Below are 19,330 nucleotides of genomic sequence, written 5' to 3' on the forward strand. Positions count from 1 at the left end.
TGCTGACGTCAGAGGGTCAATCCACCGTCGACGACGATGCATTCACCGTTCGTGTAACTCGCGGCGTCGGACACGAGGTAGAGTACGGTACCCGCCATTTCGCGCGGTTCGGCATGGCGACGCAAAGGAATGCGCCCCATCCATTCGTCGTAAATCGATTTCGTTTCGAACAGTGCCCCCGCGAACTTCGTTCTGGTCAAACCTGGAAGGAGCGCATTCACGCGTATTCCGTAAGGTCCGCATTCTTTCGCAAAGGCCTTCGTCATGTTGACGACGGCCGCCTTGCTGACCGAATAGATGCCCTGCATGTCCCCCGGCTGCAATGCGTTGATCGACGCAGTGTTGACAATCGCACCGCCACCCTGCTCCCGCATCATCCGTCCGGCTTCTACCGACATGAAGAAGTAGCCGCGAATATTGACCTCGACGGTCTTGTCGAACGCCGCGAGGTCAGTGTCGAGGATGTGGCCAAAATAGGGATTCGCCGCCGCGTTGTTGACCAGAATGTCCAGCCGCTTGTGGACTGCGCGGATGTGCTCGAAGGCCTTTGCGATGTCCTCCATGCGCCCGACGTGGCATGCGAGTGCCTCCGCACTCCCACCGCCTTCGCGAATGCGCCTGCATACGGCTTCGCAGTCTTCCAGCTTCCGGCTCGTCACAATGACATGCGCGCCCTGTTGAGCAAGCAAGCTGGCAATCTCTTCACCGATTCCCCTACTTGCACCGGTGACGAGTGCGACCTTGCCGGTCAGATTGAAGAGGTTAGTGCTCATGTTGATGGTTACTCTTTAAATGAATAGGTCCGCCGGTTCGTCATTGATCTGACGGATCAGCCTTGTTCCTCGAGGACATCTACCGCCATGCGTGCCAGCGTTTCCGCCATCGCCCCGACCTCTTGCGCGTTTGCGTGTGACGCATTGCCGTCCATCGCACGTTTTTTGACCCCTTGCACGATGGCGGCCAGCCGGAAGAAACTCATCGCGAGATAGAAGGACCAGCCGTAAATCGCCGGGATGCCGCGCAGTTCACAATATCGGGCAACGATTTCCTTTTCGTTCGGCAAACCCAGCGCGGCCCTGTCTTCGCCCTGAAGCCCCACGATGGGGCCATTCGCAGGCAGCCGCAGGCACATGCAAAAATAGGCAAGATCCGCAAGCGGGTGACCCAGCGTCGACAGTTCCCAGTCGAGCAATGCCTTGATACGGCATTCGTGCGGATCAAAGATGAGATTGTCGATGCGGAAATCGCCGTGCACGAGGGAAGGCGCAACCTGTTGCACGGGGCAATGGACAGGCAACCATTTGATCAGGGTCTCCATCGCGTCTATGTGCTCTGTCTCGGCGGCACGATACTGCCGTGTCCAGAGAGCGATCTGTCGCTCGAAGTAATTGCCCGCGCGGCCGTAATCGGACAGACCCACGACGTCGATATCCACATCGTGAAGCGTCGCCAACGCGCGAACGATCGCGTCGTAATAGTCACCCCGCCGTTCCCGAGCAATCTCAGGCAACGCGGGATTCCAGAAAATGCGCCCCTCTTCGAAGCTCATCACATAGAACATCGTGCCGATCACATCCTTGTCTTCGCACAGGTGATACGCGCGAGCCACGGGTACATCCGTCTTTGCAAGCGCGTCCAGTACACGAAACTCGCGATCCACCGCGTGGGCCGATTTCAGCAGCGGTCCGGACGGTTGTCTACGCAATACGTAGTTGCCACTTGCGGCCTTCAGCAGGAAAGTCGGGTTCGATTGGCCGCCCGTGAATTTGTGCGCGGACGCAGGACCGCTGAAACCCCGAATCGATCGCTCGAGATACGGAGCGAGTGCGCCGATATCGATATCAGTGGTATCCGTAGTTGTCATTCAATCGTCTCCTTTCGTTACGCGTATGTCTGATAGCGTCGACGGTCGACGCGATCGAGATGCGGATCGCTATTGAAGCTGCCAAGCTGCCATGCACGTTCGTTAAAGAAGAAACGGCAAAAGCTGCTGTTGCGAATCTGCATGTTCAGCGCGATGGCCGTCTCGGCCGGCGTTCTCAACACCTGCTGCGCCATGACGGCCATCACGCCGCCCGAGGTCACAACCAGCACGCGCTTTCCCGGACCGTCCTGAATAGCGCGCCTTGCCTCCGACACGCGACGCTGAAAGCTCGCCCATGCCTCGGGAATGGCTCCGTCGATGCCGTCTTCCGACCACAGTTGAAGCACCTGCCGCAGTCCCTTGAAGAAGTCGCTTTTCGACCCATGCCGCAAGGCCTTCAGCGCCGCGTGCTCCGGGCCCAGTGCTTCGAACAGTGCATGAAAGTCGTACTCGTCCAATCCAGCATGCTGCTCGATATGCGTCACGGCGTAGCCGAGGCCCTGAATGATCGCGTCGAGCGTCTGTCTGTGCCGACGCATCGTGCCGGTGATCACGCGATCGAAGACCGCGTCCTGTTGCGAGAAATATTCGCCGAGCCACACGGCCTGGCGCTCGCCGACCTCGGAAAGCAGGTCATAGTTGCCACTGCCAAACGATGCCTGCCCATGCCGGACCAGATAGAGTTCCGCCATACATCCTCTCGTCTGAATTCTGCGGTGACCGCGCGGTCTTACGCCGCTGCCTTCACCATGTCCTCGATGACCTTCTTCGCATCGCCGAACACCATCATCGTCTTGTCCATGTAGAACAGATCGTTGTCGAGCCCGGCGTAGCCCGCCGCCATCGAGCGCTTGTTGACGATCACGGTGCGCGCCTTGTACGCCTCGATGATCGGCATGCCGGCGATCGGCGACTTCGGATCGTTCTTCGCGGCCGGATTCACCACGTCGTTCGCGCCGAGCACCAGCACCACGTCGACCTGGCCGAACTCGCCGTTGATGTCCTCCATCTCGAACACCATGTCGTAGGGCACTTCGGCTTCCGCCAGTAGCACGTTCATGTGACCCGGCATGCGGCCGGCCACCGGGTGAATCGCATACTTCACCTCGATGCCCTTCTCGACCAGCTTGTCGGTCAGTTCCTTCAGCGCGTGCTGCGCTCGCGCCACCGCCAGCCCATAACCCGGCACGATCACCACGGTTTCCGCGTTGCCGAGCATGAACGACGCGTCATCGGCCGAACCCGATTTCACCGGACGTTGCTCCGCCGGCCCACCTGCCGCAGCCGCACCCGGCTCGTTGCCGAAGCCGCCGAGGATCACGTTGAAGAATGAACGGTTCATCGCGCGGCACATGATGTACGACAGGATCGCGCCCGACGACCCGACCAGCGACCCGGCAATGATCAGCATCGCGTTGTTCAGCGAGAAGCCGATGCCCGCCGCCGCCCAGCCGGAGTACGAGTTCAGCATCGACACCACCACCGGCATGTCCGCGCCGCCGATCGGAATGATGATCAGCACGCCGAGCACGAACGCGATGCTCGTCATGACGATGAACGGCAGCCACGCCTGCGTGACGAAGAAGAGAATGCCGAAGCCGATCATTGCGAGCGCGAGCACCAGATTGATCAGATGCTGGCCTGCATAGACGACCGGCGCGCCCTGGAAGAGCCGGAACTTGTACTTGCCCGACAGCTTGCCGAATGCGATCACCGAACCGGAGAACGTGATGGCGCCGACGAACGTGCCGATAAATAGCTCAATGCGATTGCCGTAAGGCAGGAAGCCGGGCAGACCCTCTTCAGCGCCGAGCCCGAACGCAGCCGGTTCCGACACGACCGCATACGCGATACACACGGCGGCGAGACCGATCAGCGAGTGCATCGCCGCAACCAGTTCGGGCATCTTGGTCATCTCGACGCGCGCCGCGACGAACGCACCGATGGCGCCGCCGACAATCAGCGCGACGGACACGAGCGACAGACCGAGCGTCAGGTTCGAACCCAGCGCCGCCGCCTGTTTGGCGATCAGCGCGATGGTCGTGAAAATCGCGATGGCCATGCCGACCATGCCGAACACGTTACCGGCGCGCGCGCTCTTCGGATTCGACAGCCCTTTGAGCGCCTGGATGAAGCACACCGACGCGATGAGATACAGGAGCGTAACGACGTTCGTACTCATTTACACACCCTCCTTAACAGCGATGCCATGGCCGACCTTCTTCTTCGGCTCCTTCTTCCTGAACATTTCCAGCATTCGCCTCGTGACGAGAAAGCCGCCGAACACGTTGACGGCGGCCAGCGCGACAGCGACCGTGCCGAACGACTTGCCCGTGGTGCCGACAGTCAGCCCCGCCGCCAGCATCGCGCCGACAATCACGATCGCCGAAATGGCGTTTGTCACGGCCATTAGCGGCGTATGCAGCGCCGGCGTTACGTTCCAGACAACGTGGTAGCCGACGTAGATCGCCAGCACGAAAATGATCAGATTGATCACGGTGTGGTTGATGACTTCCATCACCCGTCTCCTCTTAAGCCTTGCGCGTAACTTCACCGTCGCGTGCCAGCAGCGTGGCCGCGACGATGTCGTCCGCGAGATCGATATTGAGCGCGCCTTCCTTCGTGATGATCAGCTTCAGGAAGTCGAGCAGGTTGCGTGCATAGAGCGCCGATGCGTCAGACGGCACCATCGATGCGAGATTCGTGTGGCCGACGATCTGCACGCCGTTCTCCGTCACGATGACCTTGTCCGGCTCCGTGAGCGGACAATTGCCGCCACGGTGGCCGTTCACGACGGAACCACGTCCCGCTGCGAGATCGACGATCACCGAGCCTGCCTTCATCGCCTGCACCGTCTCGGCGGATATCAGCGTCGGCGCGGCACGGCCCGGAATCAGCGCGGTCGTGATGATCACGTCCGCCTGCTTCGCGCGCTCGTGGACAAGCGCCGCCTGGCGTTGCAGCCAGCTCGCGGGCATCGGCCGCGCATAGCCGCCGACGCCCTGCGCAGCTTCGCGCTCTTCGTCGGTCTCGTAAGCGACGTTGAGAAACTTCGCGCCGAGCGACTCGATCTGCTCCTTGACCGCGGGGCGAACGTCGGATGCCTCGATCACGGCGCCCAGGCGCTTGGCGGTCGCGATCGCCTGCAGACCCGCGACGCCCGCGCCGAGAATCAGCACGCGTGCCGCCTTCACGGTGCCCGCCGCCGTCATCAGCATCGGCATAAACCGGGGATAGTGATGCGCCGCGATCAGCACTGCCTTGTAGCCCGCGATGTTGGCCTGCGACGACAGCACGTCGAGACTTTGTGCGCGCGTGGTGCGCGGCGCGGCTTCCAGCGCGAACGCGGTCACGCCCGCAGCTGCAAGGCGCTGCGCATTCTCGGTGTTGAAGGGATCGAGCATGCCTGCGAGCACCGCACCGCGCATCATCAGCGGTAACTCGTCGGCAGTCGGTGACGCAACCTTCAGGACGATCTGCGCGCCGAATGCCGCTGCCGCATCTCCAATCCGTGCGCCAGCAATACGGTACGCGTCGTCGGTGTAATGAGCAGATTCGCCGGCTCCCGTCTCGACAGTCACCCCGTGCCCGTGGGCGACGAGCGTCTTGACCGTCTCGGGCGTCGCCGCGACCAGTGCCTGGCGGCCTTTCGGCTCCGCGGGTATTCCAATCTCCATTTGCAACCTCACATTGCGCATGTCTGCGCGATACTGTTTTGAATGGGTGAACGAACCAGACAGCCGCCGCGTTCGCGACTGTCACTCGCCCGTATCCGCGATGGTTGTCGAAACGCGACCCGTCACCGTCCGCTGCATGCGTTCCCGCTGCGCGACATGGCCGCGCCGATCCTTCGATCAGAAAAGATGACGAATGCCGATCTCGCCGCCCAGCTGATTCGACCCGGGATGCGGAGCCGCCGGCACTGCGCTGGAGGCTGACACCGAATAGATGCCCTGTTTACCGCTGTTCTTCATGTAAGCGAATACACCGTAAAGCGCGGTGCGTTTACTGAGGTTGTAGTTCGCCCGCAACGTGCCCATCGTGCCGTTGGCGTCGAAGTCGCCGTTATGGATATGCGCCACCTGCGCATCGAAGATCCATGCGCCGTAGGGCACCGATGCGCCGAGGTAGCCGATATCGAGTTTGGCCGACCGTACGTCGCCCTCGATCACCCTGTGCAGCCATCCCGTGCCTAGCCGCACCGACTTGATGTCGATGTGCGCGGCCAGCTGGTAACGCCGGTCGGTATCGCCGGATTTAGTGAAGGCAATACCCGGCGCACCCGGGACCACGGTGACGGGCGTCGCGCCTGCACCGCCGCGCTGTTCGTCATAGGTGGCGGCCACGCCCCAGGTATTACCTTCATACTTGAGCATCCCCGTGACCGCTCGACAGGCAAGGAAGTCGTTACCCGACTGGCCCGGGCAATTTGCCGTTGCACTCGAATCGCGGCCGAACGAGTAGCTCGCTCCGACCGTCACGCCGGAAAACGTGCCCATGTACACCACGTCGTTATCGAAGCGGGCAGCAAGCAGAAAAGGATCGAACGACGCCAGGCCGCCGAATCCCCCCGAGCCGATGATGTTCGATTCCACCATACCCCAGTTCGTCATGCTGTACTGCCGGCCAAACGTGAGCTGCCCCCAAGGCCCGCTCAACCCGACATAAGCCTGCCTGCCGAACAGGCGTCCGCCCTGCTGGAGCCCGCCGTTCGACGCCGAAAACCCGCTTTCCAGCGTGAAGACCGTTTTCAGTCCACCGCCCAGGTCCTCCGTGCCTCGCATTCCCCAGCGCGACGGCACGTCGCCTCCACCGATCACGGGCATTCGCGCAACGGAGCCGCCCGTCGGCGTGGCATGCGTGAAATACTCGATGCCCGTGTCCACGATCCCGTACAGCGTGACGGAACTTTGCGCAAACGCAGGCGCCGATGCGATCGCGGCCACCGCCGTCATTGCGATCCTGGTCTTTTTCATCTGGTCTCCACTTTCCGCCAATATGCTTTTCTTCCACAATTGATTCGTATAACGAATCAATAAACAGACACCGTCAGCAGCGTATCGCCGCGACGCCCTACCCGCTATCGACTGACACGCTGCGCGTCAGACGGGCACTTCTCCTTCGAGCGTGATCCGGTTCAATACGCGCTCTGCCTCGCCATAGTCATGCACGGCATAGTGCATCGTGCAACGGTTGTCCCACATCACCACGTCGCCCGCCTGCCACATGTGGCGGTAGACGTTGTCGGCGCTCGTCGAATGGTCGTACAGGAAGTCGAGCAGCGGCCGGCTCTCGGCGACCGTCATGCCCTCGATCTGCTGGGCGGTCTCGGGGTGGCCGACGTATAGGGCCTTACGGTGCGTTTCCGGATGGGTGCGCACGATCGGATGAACGGCAGTGGGAATTTTGTCGATCCCTCTCATGCGTGCAAGACGCAGCCCCGTGAAGCGTGCACGCAGACCCTCGAGCATGCGCTGCATGGTCGGCGACAGGCGGTCGTACGACACGTACTGGTTGCACCACATCGTGTCGCCGCCATGCGGCACCACAACCGCGGAAAGAATCGAGATTTTCGGCGGAACGGCGGTATAGATCGAATCCGAATGCCAGGCTTCCGTCGACGCGGTCTCTTTCGGAATTTTGGTGACCTGGATCAGGCCCGGGTAGCCCGGCACGGCCGGATCCAACGGATTGCTCTGGGCAGGGTTGCCCCAAAGCCTCGCGAATTCGACGTGCGCCGCCGGCTGCAGATTTTGCCCGCGGAACACGAGGACACCGTGCTCGAGAAATGCCCGATGCAGGACGTCGAACGTATCGCGGTTGACGGATTCGTTCAGATTGATGCCTTCGACCCGCGCTCCAACCGAGCCGGTCAGCGGAGTAATTTGGATGCTCATTGCAGTCTCCTGTTTATCGATACTGTGCGTCTGAGATTCTCATGCCACCGTCAGCACGATCTTGCCGACGTGCTGATCGCGTTGCATGTAGGCGTGTGCTTCTGCGATCGCGTCAATGGAAAATGTCCGGTCGATCGGCAATCCTATGCGTCCCGCCTCGAGAAACGGCAGCAAGTCGCGCGCGCACGCCTGGATGCATTCGAGCCGTTCCTCCTCGGTACGGGTGCGGAACGTGACGCCAATCAGCTTCAGACGCTTGAGCCACAGCTTCGTCAGATCGATCTGGGCGGTGGCGGACCCGAGCCGCGCGATATGGACGAGACGCCCTTGGACCGCAAGGCATTCCATATTTGCTTCGAAGACAGGCCCACCCACCGTGTCGATGATCACGTCGACGCCGCGCTTGTCGGTCGCGGTCATTACTGCGTCGACCTGCGACTCGCGCGACGAATCGATACACACGTCGACGCCGAACCGGGCGAGCTTGTCGAGCTTGGCAGCCGAGCGCGACATTGCGATCACGGGCTTCGCTCCGAGCACCGACGCGATCTGGATCGCGGCCATCGCTACGCCGCCCGATGCGCCATTGATCAGGATGGACTCGCCTTTGCGTAGTTGACCGTTGGTCACGACCGCATCATGCGCCGTGACGAAAACATTCGCGAATGCTGCCGCATCGATCCACGACAGGTTCTGCGGAATGGGCATCAGCGCGCGCGGGTCGGAGAGCACGTATTCCGCCTGACAACTGCGGCCATGACCCATCACCCGGTCTCCTTTGCGCCAGCCGCTCACGCCGTCGCCAATCTGGGCCACTTCTCCGGCGAATTCCACGCCCGTAGTAATGACGTTGCCCGTGCGAAGCTCGCGAGCCTGGTTGATCTCGCCACGATTCAGGCCTGCCGCCCGCACTTTGACCAGCACCTGTCCGGCGCCAACCTGCGGAACGGGAATGTCCTGGATCTCGATCTTGCCGCCGTTTGGCGTCGGTACTACGCGTACTGCTTTCACTGTTGTCTCCTCCGTTGAATACGGGGCGCTTCTGATGTTGATCAGCCGGCGCCCGCCATCACCCTTGTGTGAATGACCGCTAGCAGCGCGAGCGCACGGTCCGCTGCCGCCTGCGCGCCCGGCCAGTTGCCGCGCACGAACGGCGCACGCAAATCTTCGATCTCCGACAGCGCGCGGAGCATCTCGCCGTCCGCGACGCACAGCCGTCGATATTCGTTGATCGTCAGAAGGTAGGTATGCATGACGTCAGTCGCTGGCCGCGTCACGCCCATGCGATGCAGCGCAGCATTCAGCCAATGTGTGCCGGCCAGCATCGCCCCTTCAATCTTCATCTCGCAGTCCTGGGGAAGGCACTTCTCGAGCGATCGCTCGATGCGCGCTGCCGCTGCAATGTGGTCCTCGGTATTCATGCGGCGCCTTCGTCCATTCGCTTGTTCAGCAGCCGAAGACACTCGCCCAGCGCAGCATCGCATTCGTCCACGATCGCCACGGTGGGCGCGACGCCGTCTCGCACGCACGGGTCGCGATGCCCTTCGATGATCTCCATCTGGTGCATCATCGCCGCGACATCTTCGGGCACCGCCGCCTCCACCCTCGGGCGGCCAACGTGCAGCACGTCTCCCAGCGGATGAAAAGCAGGCTTGAGCGAGCGGTCCGGTTGCGCAACCAGATAGACGCCAGGCTGCATCGGAAACGCATCGTCGTCACGCGTCACCGCTGCATGGTGAAGTGCAGCATTCACCGCGTGCGTCCCGGCTGTCATGCCCGCCCAGAACCAGAGCTCGAAGTCATCCAGCGGTTCGAGCCGGGCACGCAGCCCCTCCAGACTCCGGATCTTCTCGAGGTGTGAAGCCACCTTCATGTCTGCGTCTCCTGTAGGTTCCGGCAGAACTGCACCGTCATTGCTATCGAATATAGGCGCCCCTCCGCGTCATCGTCAAGAACTTCTATATAGGTGTTATTTCCGATGCGGCCGGCTAGTGCAAGTACCTAGGCGAATTATCCTTGACTGTGCGCCGCGCGCTCGCTACATTTAAATCACACTTCTATATAGGACTTTGATCATGTCTCGCGCCATCGTGCTTAACCGGTCCGACAATGTGGCTACGCTGATCGACTCCGGACGCGCCGGAGAAACCTGCACCCTACAGGGAGATGCGTCCGGCCATGTCACGCTGCTCCAGGATGTGCCGTTCGGTCACAAGGTCTGTGTCCTCGACACCCCGCAAGGCGCAAACGTGCTCAAGTACGGCCAGGTCATCGGCAAGGCCAGCCGTGCGCTCAAGATGGGTGAGCACACCCACGTTCACAACATCGAATCCGCCCGCGGCCGCGGCGATCTGAATAAGGGGTAAGCAGATGATGCAAACTTTTCTTGGCTACCGGCGTGAAAACGGCACCGTCGGCGTACGCAACTGGGTGGCGGTGATTTCGGTCATGGACAACTGCAACCCCGCCACGCGGGCAATTGCCCAGGCAGTGAACGGATGCATTCCTATAACCACGCTTTTCGTGCGTGGACAGTTCGGCGCCGACCTCGATTTCACCTTCGAATCACTGGCTGGCCTCGGGCGCAACCCCAATATCGCAGCCGTGCTGCTGGTTGGACTGGAACCATCGTCGACCGAGGAAGTGGCGCGCCGCATCAGGTCCACCGGCAAGCCGGTCGAAGCGGTCCACCTGCAACCCGATGGCACCATCAACTGCATCGCCGACGGTACCCGGCGCGCCGCGCGGCTCGCGCTGGGCGCATCCAGGGCCAGACGGGAATCGTGCCCGGTTTCTGAACTGATCATTGGCGTGGAATGCGGCGGGTCGGACACAACCTCGGGGCTTAGCTGCAATCCGACTATCGGCCGCATGGCCGATCATCTGATCGAAGCGGGCGCCACGGTCATCATTTCCGAAACATCGGAATTCATCGGCGCGGACCACCTGTTTGCCGCCCGCGCCGCCGACGATTCGGTCAGAAGGGCCTTCGTGGACGCCGTGCGCAACATGGAGAATGTCGCGATCAGCCGCGGCGTTGACCTGCGCGACGCACAACCGTCGCCTGACAATAAGCGCGGCGGCCTGACGACGGTCGAAGAAAAAGCGCTCGGCGCGATGGCCAAGGCCGGATCAAGCCCGCTGGTCGGCGTCCTCGGCTATGGCGAAGCGCCAAAGCGCAAGGGCCTGCACTTTATGGACGCGCCGGCTGCTGCCGTCGAAAACCTGACCGCGATGGCCGCCAGCGGTTGCCAGCTGATCTTCTTTGGCACCGGCGTCGGCAATCCGATCGGCAATACCATCGCGCCGACAGTCAAGGTCTGCGGCAACCTGAATACGGTTCGCACGATGGCTGACAACATTGATTTCGATGTCAGCGGGATTCTCGAAGCCGGCATGAAAATCTCTGCGCTCGGCGATCAGCTCTTCGAATACGCAATTGACGTCGCCTCCGGCACGCAACTCACGAGCGAGGTGCTCAACGTCCGGGAGATTGCGATCAGCCGGTTCGAACGCAGCATTTGAGGATACCGAAGTGACCAAGCTTGCCAGCGTGGCCGACGCGATCATCCGTCACATCGAATCCGGGTCGCTCCGCGCGGGGGACAAGTTGCCCTCCGAGGGAGAACTCGCGGCGAGTCACGGGGTAAGCGTAGGCACCATTCAGAAGGCGCTTGCCCGGCTGGTGCATTCTGGACTGATTACCCGCGAGCAAGGCCGGGGAACGTTCGTCTCGGGCACCCAGGTAGCGCCCGCTGACGTGCGCTACCTGCGCTTTCGCGACGCAGAGAACAAGGAGCTGGCGTCCTACGTTCATGCGCGCTCCGTCAAGCGGATGAGGCGCAGCGGACCATGGTCAGCGTTTCTCGGTGGCGAGGATTTCGTACGCATCGAGCGCACCATCAGCGTCGGCGGGCGCGTTGATCTCTACAGCGAGTTCTGGTTGCGGGAGGACCACTTCGCGCAGTTGGGCGACCTCGATCGCGTTTCGCTCGGGAAGAACCTGCGTGAACTGCTCGGCCAGCGGCTCTCGCTGCCCACGCTGCGAGTCGACCAGTGGATCCGATTCGCCGCGCTTCCCGCCGCGGCCGCTCGCGAGCTTGAGTCGAGCACGGACGCGCCCGGCTTCATCATGGAGTTGCGGGGGTACACGTTGCGCGACCAGCCCCTTTATTACCAGTGCGTCTATTGCGGGCCGTTCTCCGAACGTCTTGTGGTCATGAGTTAGGAAAAGCGATGACGAATAACCAATGGAATTGTCAGGCACTCGAGGACTGGACCGCGCGGATCTTCGAAGCCTGCAGCATGCCAGCTGAACAGGCGGCCGAAGCCGCCGCGATCCTGGTGCGCAGCGAACTGCGAGGGTACAAGACGCACGGCATGACGCGCGTGGCCTCCTATACCGAGCGTCTGCGAGCGGGCGACTTCAACCCGCGCCCAAACCTGCGCCACCGGTCGTTCCCAGGCGGGATCGTCCTCGATGCGGACGGCGCGATGGGACAACTCGCCGGCCCCTACGCGGTACGACTGGGGCTCGAGGCCCTCGCCACCAGCGCATCGGTGCTGATCGCGGTGCAATCGAGCGGCCACCTGGGAGCGCTCGGAATTCACGCTCTGCTTGGCGCCGAGGCGGGTGCATTCAGCATGATCGGCCAACGTACGCCGCCGATCCTCGCGATGGAAGGATTCCGGCACGCAGCCATCGGCCACAACCCGATTGCCTTCGGTTGTCCTGTACCTGGCCAGGCTCCCCTCGTTTTCGACATCGCATGCAGCGTCGCCGCGCGCGGCCATATTCTGCTCGCCGCACGCGAAGGTAAGCCGATCCCCGAAGGCTGGGCGCTGGACGCCTCAGGTACGCTAACAACCGACGCGGATCGCGCGCTAGGTGGCTCGCTGCTACCGATGGGCGGACACAAGGGAATCGGCATTGCGATGATGGTGGAATGCCTCGCTGGTGCACTGACCGCCACCGCAGATTCGCTCGGCACCGCAAGAGACGATGTTCAGAAGGCGGGCGCCGCAGGACGACAGGGTGGCTTCCTCTGGATGGTGAAACCCGGCGCATTTGCCACGCAGGGAGTCTTTGACGAATACATGTCGCAATGGACCGGGACCTACCTGAACTCGGGCGGCGACGACGCGAGGCTGCCTGGCCACCGTGGCGACGCAATGGAACGCGAGCGCCGGCAGCGCGGCGTCATGCTGCCCCCCGAGATCGCGCAGGAGCTTCGCGCGCTGGGTGAGCAGTTCGGCATCAGCTTCCCGGCATCAACGACACAACCTACTGACACCCGTCGGGATCAATGAATCGCGACGTAAGCGGCCCGGGCACTCTCGCCTGCCGCCCGCTCACCACTTCGGAGTAACTGCTACATGAATGCCCCGCTTTCCGATGCCACCCGCAAGGCTCTCGAAGTCGTCACACTCGACGACAAATACACGCTGGAGACGGGCCATGCGTTCATGAACGGCGTCCAGGCGCTCGTGCGCCTGCCGATGCTGCAGCGCGAACGCGACGCACGCGCGGGACACAATACCGCGGCCTTCATCTCTGGCTACCGGGGCTCGCCGCTCGGCACCTATGACCAGGCACTGTGGCAAGCGAAAAAACATCTCGCTGCTCACCACGTCGTGTTCCAGCCCGGCCTCAACGAGGAACTGGCCGCTACGGCCGTCTGGGGATCGCAGCAGCTTGATTTCGATCCCGCCACCAGGAAGTACGATGGCGTGTTCGGGATCTGGTACGCAAAGGGACCGGGCGTGGACCGCAGCGCGGACGCATTGAAGCACGCCAACCTGGCTGGCACCGCGCCGCTGGGCGGTGTGCTCGCGGTGGCCGGCGACGATCATCTGTCCAAGAGCAGTACGCTTGCGCATCAGAGCGACCCCACCCTGATCGCTTGCGGGATGCCGGTCTTCTTTCCAGCGAGTGTTCAGGAGATTCTCGATCTCGGACTTCATGCGTTGGCCATGAGCCGTTATTCCGGTCTATGGGCTGGCATGAAAACGGTTCAGGAGGTGATCGAGGCGGCGTCGTCAGTTGTCGTCGATGCTGGCCGCGTTCCGATTCTGCTGCCCGAAGACTTCCAGATGCCGCCAGGCGGCGTCCATGCCCGTTGGCCGGACGAACCGCTGGTTCAGGAAGCGCGGCTGATGGAGGTCAAGTGGCCGGCCGCGCTGGCCTACATCCGCGCCAACCGCCTCAATCGCAACGTGATAGAGGGGCCGCGGGATCGCTTCGGCATCATCGCGAGCGGCAAGGCCTTCAGTGATACGAGGCAGGCGCTGGCCGACCTCGGCCTGGATGACGCTTTGTGCCGCACCCTCGGCATCCGTCTGCACAAAGTCAGCGTGATCTGGCCGCTGGAGCCAACCGGCGTGCGTGAATTCGCACACGGTCTGCGAGAAATACTGGTTGTCGAGGAAAAGCGCCCGCTGATCGAGCAGCAACTCAAGGACGAGCTCTATCACTGCGCGCCCAACGCTCGGCCTCACGTAATTGGTAAGTACAACGAACGCGATGGCGAACACTTTGGCGGAGAGTGGAGTCACAGCAACCCTGGCGCGAATTGGCTGCTGCGCGCCAACGCAGACCTCACGCCTGCGCTCATCGCCAAGGCTATTGCCCGTCGCCTGAAGATGCTGGGTGTGCCTGAAGACGTCGCCGCGCGGATGGATGCGCGCATCGCAATCATCGAGGCCAAGGAACGCGAACTCGTCGCCAACGACGGCAGCGATGGCAATCGCCTGCCATGGTTTTGCCCTGGTTGCCCGCACAACACGAGCACCCAGGTGCCTGACGGCTCGATCGCGATGGCCGGCATCGGCTGTCATGGAATGGCGGTCTGGATGGACCGCTCGACGACCTCCTGGAGCCAGATGGGTGGCGAGGGCGTGCCATGGGTCGGTCAGGCGCCGTTCAGCACGCGCTCGCACATGTTCGCCAATCTCGGCGACGGCACGTATAACCATTCCGGGTCGCTCGCTGTCCGGCAAGCGATCGCTGCGGACATCAACATCACCTACAAGATCCTGTTTAACAGCGCAGTGGCCATGACCGGCGGGCAGCCGGTCGGCGGGCAACTCGACGTGCCGGCCATGACGCGCGAGCTCGCGGCAGAAGGCACGAAGCAGATCGTCGTCGTTACCGATGAGCCGGACAGGTACGACGGGACGGCGAACCTCGCGCCCGGTGTCACCGTCCGCCACCGCGACGATCTCGATGCCGTGCAACGCGAGCTTCGCGACGTATCGGGCGTCACCGTCATCGTCTACGACCAGGTCTGTGCGACCAAGAAGCGACGCGAGCGCAAGCGCGGCACCATGGCGGATCCGGCGAAGCGCGTGATCATCAACGAGCTCGTGTGCGAGGGTTGCGGGGACTGTTCGGTGCAGAGCAACTGTCTCGCGGTTCAACCCGTTGAAACCGAGTTCGGCCGCAAACGGCGCATCAATCAGGACACCTGCAACAAGGACTTTTCCTGCGTCAAAGGTTTCTGTCCGAGCTTCGTCACGGTCGAGGGCGGGCAGCTCAGAAAGCCTGCGGCGGCGGCCAAGGCGAAGCACACCGACTTCCCGTCGATTCCGGAGCCGGTGTTGCCGGTGGCGGATTCGGCGTGGGGCATCGTCGTGGCGGGCGTGGGCGGTACCGGCGTCGTCACCATCGGCCAGGTGCTCGGCATGGCTGCCCACCTGGAAGGCAAGGGTGTAATCACGCAGGATGCCACTGGCATGGCGCAAATGGGCGGCGCCACCTGGAGCCATATCCAGATCGCCCGCGACCCGGAGGCGCTTCACGCAACCAAGGTCGCCGTCGCCATGGCCGATCTGGTGATCGCATGCGATGCGATCGTGGGCGCCAACAAGACGACGCTCGCGACGATGCGTCAAGGTCACACTTTCGTCGCCTTGAACACCCACGGCGTGCCGACGGCGGAAGCGATCCGCAATCCAGACTGGAAGTCTCCGGTCGACCGTTGCATGACCTCCATCTCCGCGGCGGTCGGCGCTGACCACCTTGGCATGTTCGATGCCGAGCAGGTTGCCACCGCGCTACTCGGGCAGTCGATCTACACCAACCTGCTGATGCTCGGCTACGCATGGCAGAAAGGCCGCGTGCCGCTGTCGCGTGACGCCCTGATGCGAGCCATCGAATTGAACGCGGTGCAGGTAGAAAACAACAAGGCGGCATTCGAGTGGGGCCGTCGTTGCGTCCACGATCTGCAGGCTGTGCAAGCGAGCTTTGCGGCCCCGAGGGTGATCGAGTTCGTCAGAAAGCCATCGATCGCCGATATGGTTGCCAAGCGCGTTGAGTTCCTCACTGCTTACCAGAATCGTGCCTACGCCAGTCGATACAGTTCGTTCGTCGAGAAGGTTCGCGCTGCCGAAGCTCCGCTTGCCAGCACCCAACTCACCGAGGCGGTCGCGCGTTATCTGTTCAAACTGATGGCTTACAAGGACGAATACGAAGTAGCGCGGCTGCAAACCGCGCCGGAATTTACCGCCAAAATTGCGGCGATGTTTGAAGGGGATTACAAACTTGTTCATCATCTGGCGCCGCCTTTGCTGGCCAAACACAACGAAAAGGGCGAACTCGTCAAGCAGGCCTTTGGCCCGTGGATGCGCCGCGCTTTTCGCGGACTCGCCAAGCTCAAAGGCCTGCGCGGTACCGGGCTGGATCCGTTCGGCTACACCGACGAACGCAGGACGGAGCGTGCATTGATTGGCGAATACCGCGCCTGTATCGAAGAACTTCTCACGACCCTCTCGACCCACAATCTCGCGCTGGCGCTGGAGATCGCTCGCCTGCCCGAAGAGATTCGCGGCTACGGCCATGTCAAGGCACGTAACCTGGCGGCGGCGCGGACAAAGTGGGATCGCTTGATGGTGCGCTGGCGTATCGGCGAAACCACCGGCGTCGAACCTGAGCGAACGCTCAGCCTGAACGCGACGTAGCAGAAAAAGATGCGATGTGCCCCTCCAACCCGGTGGGGGTGCATCGTGTGCGATCGCGCCGAGGCGGCTGCCGCGCGATTCGCACTTCCGATCACGATTTCGATGGCCGCCGTTACCGAGTCCGAGCTGTGAACCGCACACTACCGTGCGGATCATGCTTCAACAGTCAGAACGAGTATCGAGCTCGTCACAATGGAGACATCATGTACAACGATTCCGCCAAACGAGCACCGCTTTCCCCCATCGTGAGCGACGCGCCGCCACACAAGGCATTGTCCAACTCCTTGGCCATTACTGCCATCACCATCGGCAGCGGCCTGGAGTTGTACGACTCCGTGGTCTATAACTTCTTCGCGACCCTGATCGGCCCGCTCTTTTTCCCTGTCGGCAATGCATTTGGACAGACGCTACTGTCGTTCGCAACCTTCGGCATCGGCTATGTGATGCGGCCCCTCGGCGGACTGGTATTTGGCCGATACGCCGACCGCGTCGGCCGCAAGCCGGCGGTGATCCTCACGCTGTGGCTGATGGGGTTGAGCGCATTGATCCTCGTGCTGGCGCCCACCTATGCGCAGATCGGTCTGCTGGCGCCTGTGCTGGTGGTCCTCGCCAGGCTGCTTCAGGGCTTCGCGATCGGCGGCGAAATGGGACCCGCCAGCGCAATGCTGCTGGAGTACGCCGACGAGCACTCGCGTGGCTTCTACACCAGCTGGCAACCGTTCAGTCAGGGGCTGGCAGCGGTGCTCGCCGCGCTGGTCGCGCTGACGCTGAGCAATCTGCTCGACCCGGCTGCACTCAGCGGGTGGGGCTGGCGTATCGCCTTCGTCATCGGCATCATGGTGATTCCAGTCAGCATGGTGATCCGGCGGCGCCTGGAAGAAACCTTGACGCCTGCGCATGCGAAAGCGGCGACGGCGGGTGGCACCCGGCAGATGCTGAAGGAGCATTGGCCCAAGCTCGTGGCCAGCGTTCTGGTCATGATCGGTCTGGCATCGGCCGTGCACATCGTGGTCTTCTACCTTCCGAACTACGCCGTCATCCAGCTGCATATGCCCCTCTCGCAGACGATCTGGGCCGGCTTCGTCGGGTCATTGATACTGGCCGCGTTGTCACCCTTCTCCGGCTGGCTCAGTGATCGGATCGGCCGGCGCAAGGTCGTGTTCTGGTCGCGCGTGGCACTGCTGATCATGATCTACCCGGCGTTCGTGCTCCTCAACGGGCAGCCTTCGCTGGCGTGTCTGCTTATCGTTGCCGGCTGCCTGGCGGTGCCGATGGCGATGACCTCGGCCGCCACACTCGTGCTGGTCAGCGAAGTGCTGCCGCAGAGGCTGCGCGCCACAGGTGTGGCTGTCAGCTACTACGGGGCGATCGTGATCTTCGGCAGTTTCTCGCAGTTCTTTTCGACCATACTTATCCATCTGACCGCCAATGCCAACGCACCCGCCTTCTACGTGATCGGCTGTGGCCTGGTCTCACTTCTCGGGCTGGCGATGGTGCCGGAAACGCTGGGCAAACGGCTATCGTAATTCAGAGGACGGTCATCAGTTGCGCCGCGCGCCCGCGGTGCACTGATCCTTTCGGTTTGAGCTGAGCGTGCGTGACATCGAGGAGCGGCCGTTTGGGCCTGGCGTGGTGAGGAACCGATGCTTCAGCGTGTCGAAGAACCACCTGACGATGCGACGTCGCGAACCGACCGGCCTCGCGACGCCCCGTCAGAGCTGGAACTGCGCCACGAATTGACCCGCTGCGCGGCCTGCTGCCTGAGGCTCTCGGCCGCGCACTGCTCTCGACCAGTGCGGCATTCTGCTTCGTCGTCTGATCCATCTGACCGACAGCTTCACCCACCTGCTCGACGCCGGTTCCTGATTCGGATTGGCGTGTGTGCGACCGAAAAGCCTTCACTTGCAAAGATTCGTGAGTCGGTGATCATCAGCGACTTCCGGCGATGGTTGCAAATGCACCGACGGTTCGACTCTATCATCCCCAACCAGGACAGTACGGATCATGAGAGAAAAGCCGCATCTGATCATCATTACCGGTACATCGCGTGGCACTGGCGCCGCATTGATGCGAGCATACTCAAGCCGGGGAACCGCCTGATATGCGTGTCCCGTAGCCGCAATCTCGATCTGGAGGCAACTGCAGCCGCCAGCGGCCGGCTGGGGACCGGCCTGCTTTTCGACCGTATCCACGCCGGTGATGTCGTGTTCGTATTCTTCGTCGCGGGTGCCGCTGGGGTATTCCTACTGCATTCCGCACGGGACTATCGCGAACTTCTTCTGGCCGCTACGCTTGTCGGCCTCACCATCGGCGCGGAAGGAGACTTGATTTCTTACCAGGTGCGATCGCATTTTGGACTTCGCGCGTTTGGCACACTCTACGGCATCGCCTTTTCGGGATACAGGCTCGGCGCCGTAATTGGCCCGGTAGGCCTCAGCGCCTGCCTCGATCGCCACGGCAGCTACGATCTTCCTCTCCATGTGATATCGGTTCTGCTGCTGACCGCCTCCGCGCTGACGCTGACACTTGGGCGTTACCGGCGTTCCGGGCCGCTCGATGGGGCAACGCCATCTTCCCTCGGCGGCGCCTGACTGTGCGTCAGGCAAGTGGT

General features: G+C 62.3%; 18 protein-coding genes. 7 read left to right on the forward strand and 11 right to left on the reverse strand.

Going from position 1 to position 19,330, the window contains the following annotated elements:
- Positions 1 to 8: 8 nt before the first annotated feature.
- The 11 genes from OKW28_RS18535 to OKW28_RS18585 form a co-directional block, all read right to left on the reverse strand.
- Positions 9 to 773: an SDR family oxidoreductase gene (locus OKW28_RS18535; RefSeq protein ID WP_429447867.1), complete on the reverse strand. Its 765-nt coding sequence runs from the start codon at positions 771 to 773 to the stop codon at positions 9 to 11.
- A 56-nt stretch (positions 774 to 829) separates the two neighbouring features.
- Positions 830 to 1,864 (reverse strand): phosphotransferase family protein, encoded by a 1,035-nt coding sequence (locus tag OKW28_RS18540; protein WP_429447869.1) that lies wholly within the window; start codon positions 1,862 to 1,864, stop codon positions 830 to 832.
- A gap of 17 nt (positions 1,865 to 1,881) precedes the next feature.
- Complete coding sequence (locus tag OKW28_RS18545; RefSeq protein ID WP_429447871.1) at positions 1,882 to 2,556, reverse strand: histidine phosphatase family protein; 675 nt, start codon at positions 2,554 to 2,556, stop codon at positions 1,882 to 1,884.
- 38 nt (positions 2,557 to 2,594) lie between these two features.
- Positions 2,595 to 4,046 (reverse strand): NAD(P)(+) transhydrogenase (Re/Si-specific) subunit beta, encoded by a 1,452-nt coding sequence (locus OKW28_RS18550; RefSeq protein ID WP_429447874.1) that lies wholly within the window; start codon positions 4,044 to 4,046, stop codon positions 2,595 to 2,597.
- Positions 4,047 to 4,382, reverse strand: a complete 336-nt coding sequence (locus tag OKW28_RS18555; protein ID WP_429447876.1) for an NAD(P) transhydrogenase subunit alpha — start codon at positions 4,380 to 4,382, stop codon at positions 4,047 to 4,049.
- Between the two features lie 13 nt (positions 4,383 to 4,395).
- Entirely contained in the window at positions 4,396 to 5,541 is a 1,146-nt protein-coding gene (locus OKW28_RS18560; protein ID WP_429447879.1) for a Re/Si-specific NAD(P)(+) transhydrogenase subunit alpha, read from the reverse strand.
- A 177-nt stretch (positions 5,542 to 5,718) separates the two neighbouring features.
- Positions 5,719 to 6,900, reverse strand: a complete 1,182-nt coding sequence (locus tag OKW28_RS18565; RefSeq protein WP_429447881.1) for a porin — start codon at positions 6,898 to 6,900, stop codon at positions 5,719 to 5,721.
- Positions 6,901 to 6,966: 66 nt separating this feature from the next.
- Entirely contained in the window at positions 6,967 to 7,761 is a 795-nt protein-coding gene (locus tag OKW28_RS18570; RefSeq protein WP_429447883.1) for a TauD/TfdA dioxygenase family protein, read from the reverse strand.
- Positions 7,762 to 7,800: 39 nt separating this feature from the next.
- Complete coding sequence (locus tag OKW28_RS18575) at positions 7,801 to 8,772, reverse strand: zinc-binding dehydrogenase (RefSeq protein WP_429447885.1); 972 nt, start codon at positions 8,770 to 8,772, stop codon at positions 7,801 to 7,803.
- 41 nt (positions 8,773 to 8,813) lie between these two features.
- Positions 8,814 to 9,104 carry a hypothetical protein gene (locus tag OKW28_RS18580; RefSeq protein WP_429447887.1) on the reverse strand — a complete coding sequence of 97 codons (291 nt, stop codon included), beginning with the start codon at positions 9,102 to 9,104 and terminating at the stop codon, positions 8,814 to 8,816.
- 74 nt (positions 9,105 to 9,178) lie between these two features.
- Positions 9,179 to 9,634: a hypothetical protein gene (locus tag OKW28_RS18585; RefSeq protein ID WP_429447888.1), complete on the reverse strand. Its 456-nt coding sequence runs from the start codon at positions 9,632 to 9,634 to the stop codon at positions 9,179 to 9,181.
- A gap of 202 nt (positions 9,635 to 9,836) precedes the next feature.
- Here OKW28_RS18585 and OKW28_RS18590 point away from each other — a divergent pair, with 202 nt between their 5' ends.
- The 7 genes from OKW28_RS18590 to OKW28_RS18620 all read left to right on the forward strand — a co-directional run bounded on the left by OKW28_RS18590 (position 9,837) and on the right by OKW28_RS18620 (position 19,310).
- Positions 9,837 to 10,127, forward strand: coding sequence for a UxaA family hydrolase (locus OKW28_RS18590; protein ID WP_429447891.1), 291 nt, complete (start codon positions 9,837 to 9,839; stop codon positions 10,125 to 10,127).
- A gap of 4 nt (positions 10,128 to 10,131) precedes the next feature.
- Entirely contained in the window at positions 10,132 to 11,286 is a 1,155-nt protein-coding gene (locus OKW28_RS18595) for a UxaA family hydrolase (protein ID WP_429447893.1), read from the forward strand.
- A 10-nt stretch (positions 11,287 to 11,296) separates the two neighbouring features.
- Entirely contained in the window at positions 11,297 to 11,989 is a 693-nt protein-coding gene (locus OKW28_RS18600) for a GntR family transcriptional regulator (protein WP_429447895.1), read from the forward strand.
- Positions 11,990 to 11,997: 8 nt separating this feature from the next.
- Positions 11,998 to 13,071, forward strand: coding sequence for an Ldh family oxidoreductase (locus tag OKW28_RS18605; protein WP_429447897.1), 1,074 nt, complete (start codon positions 11,998 to 12,000; stop codon positions 13,069 to 13,071).
- A 66-nt stretch (positions 13,072 to 13,137) separates the two neighbouring features.
- Positions 13,138 to 16,719, forward strand: a complete 3,582-nt coding sequence (locus OKW28_RS18610) for an indolepyruvate ferredoxin oxidoreductase family protein (protein ID WP_429447899.1) — start codon at positions 13,138 to 13,140, stop codon at positions 16,717 to 16,719.
- 203 nt (positions 16,720 to 16,922) lie between these two features.
- On the forward strand, positions 16,923 to 18,245 hold the full coding sequence (locus OKW28_RS18615) for an MFS transporter (protein ID WP_429447901.1): 1,323 nt from the start codon (positions 16,923 to 16,925) through the stop codon (positions 18,243 to 18,245).
- Between the two features lie 351 nt (positions 18,246 to 18,596).
- A complete protein-coding gene (locus OKW28_RS18620) occupies positions 18,597 to 19,310 on the forward strand; it encodes a hypothetical protein (protein ID WP_429447903.1) in 714 nt (237 codons plus the stop codon).
- Positions 19,311 to 19,330 lie beyond the last annotated feature (20 nt).

Origin of the sequence: Paraburkholderia sp. 40, from assembly GCF_050434105.1 — a bacterium.
Classification (GTDB): Bacteria; Pseudomonadota; Gammaproteobacteria; order Burkholderiales; family Burkholderiaceae; genus Paraburkholderia; species Paraburkholderia tuberum.

Coding starts and splice junctions, on each gene's coding strand:
- OKW28_RS18535 (WP_429447867.1), bottom strand. CDS start 773: ATGAGCACTAACCTCTTCAATCTGACCGGCAAGGTCGCACTCGTCACC.
- OKW28_RS18540 (WP_429447869.1), bottom strand. CDS start 1,864: ATGACAACTACGGATACCACTGATATCGATATCGGCGCACTCGCTCCG.
- OKW28_RS18545 (WP_429447871.1), bottom strand. CDS start 2,556: ATGGCGGAACTCTATCTGGTCCGGCATGGGCAGGCATCGTTTGGCAGT.
- OKW28_RS18550 (WP_429447874.1), bottom strand. CDS start 4,046: ATGAGTACGAACGTCGTTACGCTCCTGTATCTCATCGCGTCGGTGTGC.
- OKW28_RS18555 (WP_429447876.1), bottom strand. CDS start 4,382: ATGGAAGTCATCAACCACACCGTGATCAATCTGATCATTTTCGTGCTG.
- OKW28_RS18560 (WP_429447879.1), bottom strand. CDS start 5,541: ATGGAGATTGGAATACCCGCGGAGCCGAAAGGCCGCCAGGCACTGGTC.
- OKW28_RS18570 (WP_429447883.1), bottom strand. CDS start 7,761: ATGAGCATCCAAATTACTCCGCTGACCGGCTCGGTTGGAGCGCGGGTC.
- OKW28_RS18580 (WP_429447887.1), bottom strand. CDS start 9,104: ATGAAGATTGAAGGGGCGATGCTGGCCGGCACACATTGGCTGAATGCT.
- OKW28_RS18585 (WP_429447888.1), bottom strand. CDS start 9,634: ATGAAGGTGGCTTCACACCTCGAGAAGATCCGGAGTCTGGAGGGGCTG.
- OKW28_RS18590 (WP_429447891.1), top strand. CDS start 9,837: ATGTCTCGCGCCATCGTGCTTAACCGGTCCGACAATGTGGCTACGCTG.
- OKW28_RS18595 (WP_429447893.1), top strand. CDS start 10,132: ATGATGCAAACTTTTCTTGGCTACCGGCGTGAAAACGGCACCGTCGGC.
- OKW28_RS18605 (WP_429447897.1), top strand. CDS start 11,998: ATGACGAATAACCAATGGAATTGTCAGGCACTCGAGGACTGGACCGCG.
- OKW28_RS18610 (WP_429447899.1), top strand. CDS start 13,138: ATGAATGCCCCGCTTTCCGATGCCACCCGCAAGGCTCTCGAAGTCGTC.
- OKW28_RS18615 (WP_429447901.1), top strand. CDS start 16,923: ATGTACAACGATTCCGCCAAACGAGCACCGCTTTCCCCCATCGTGAGC.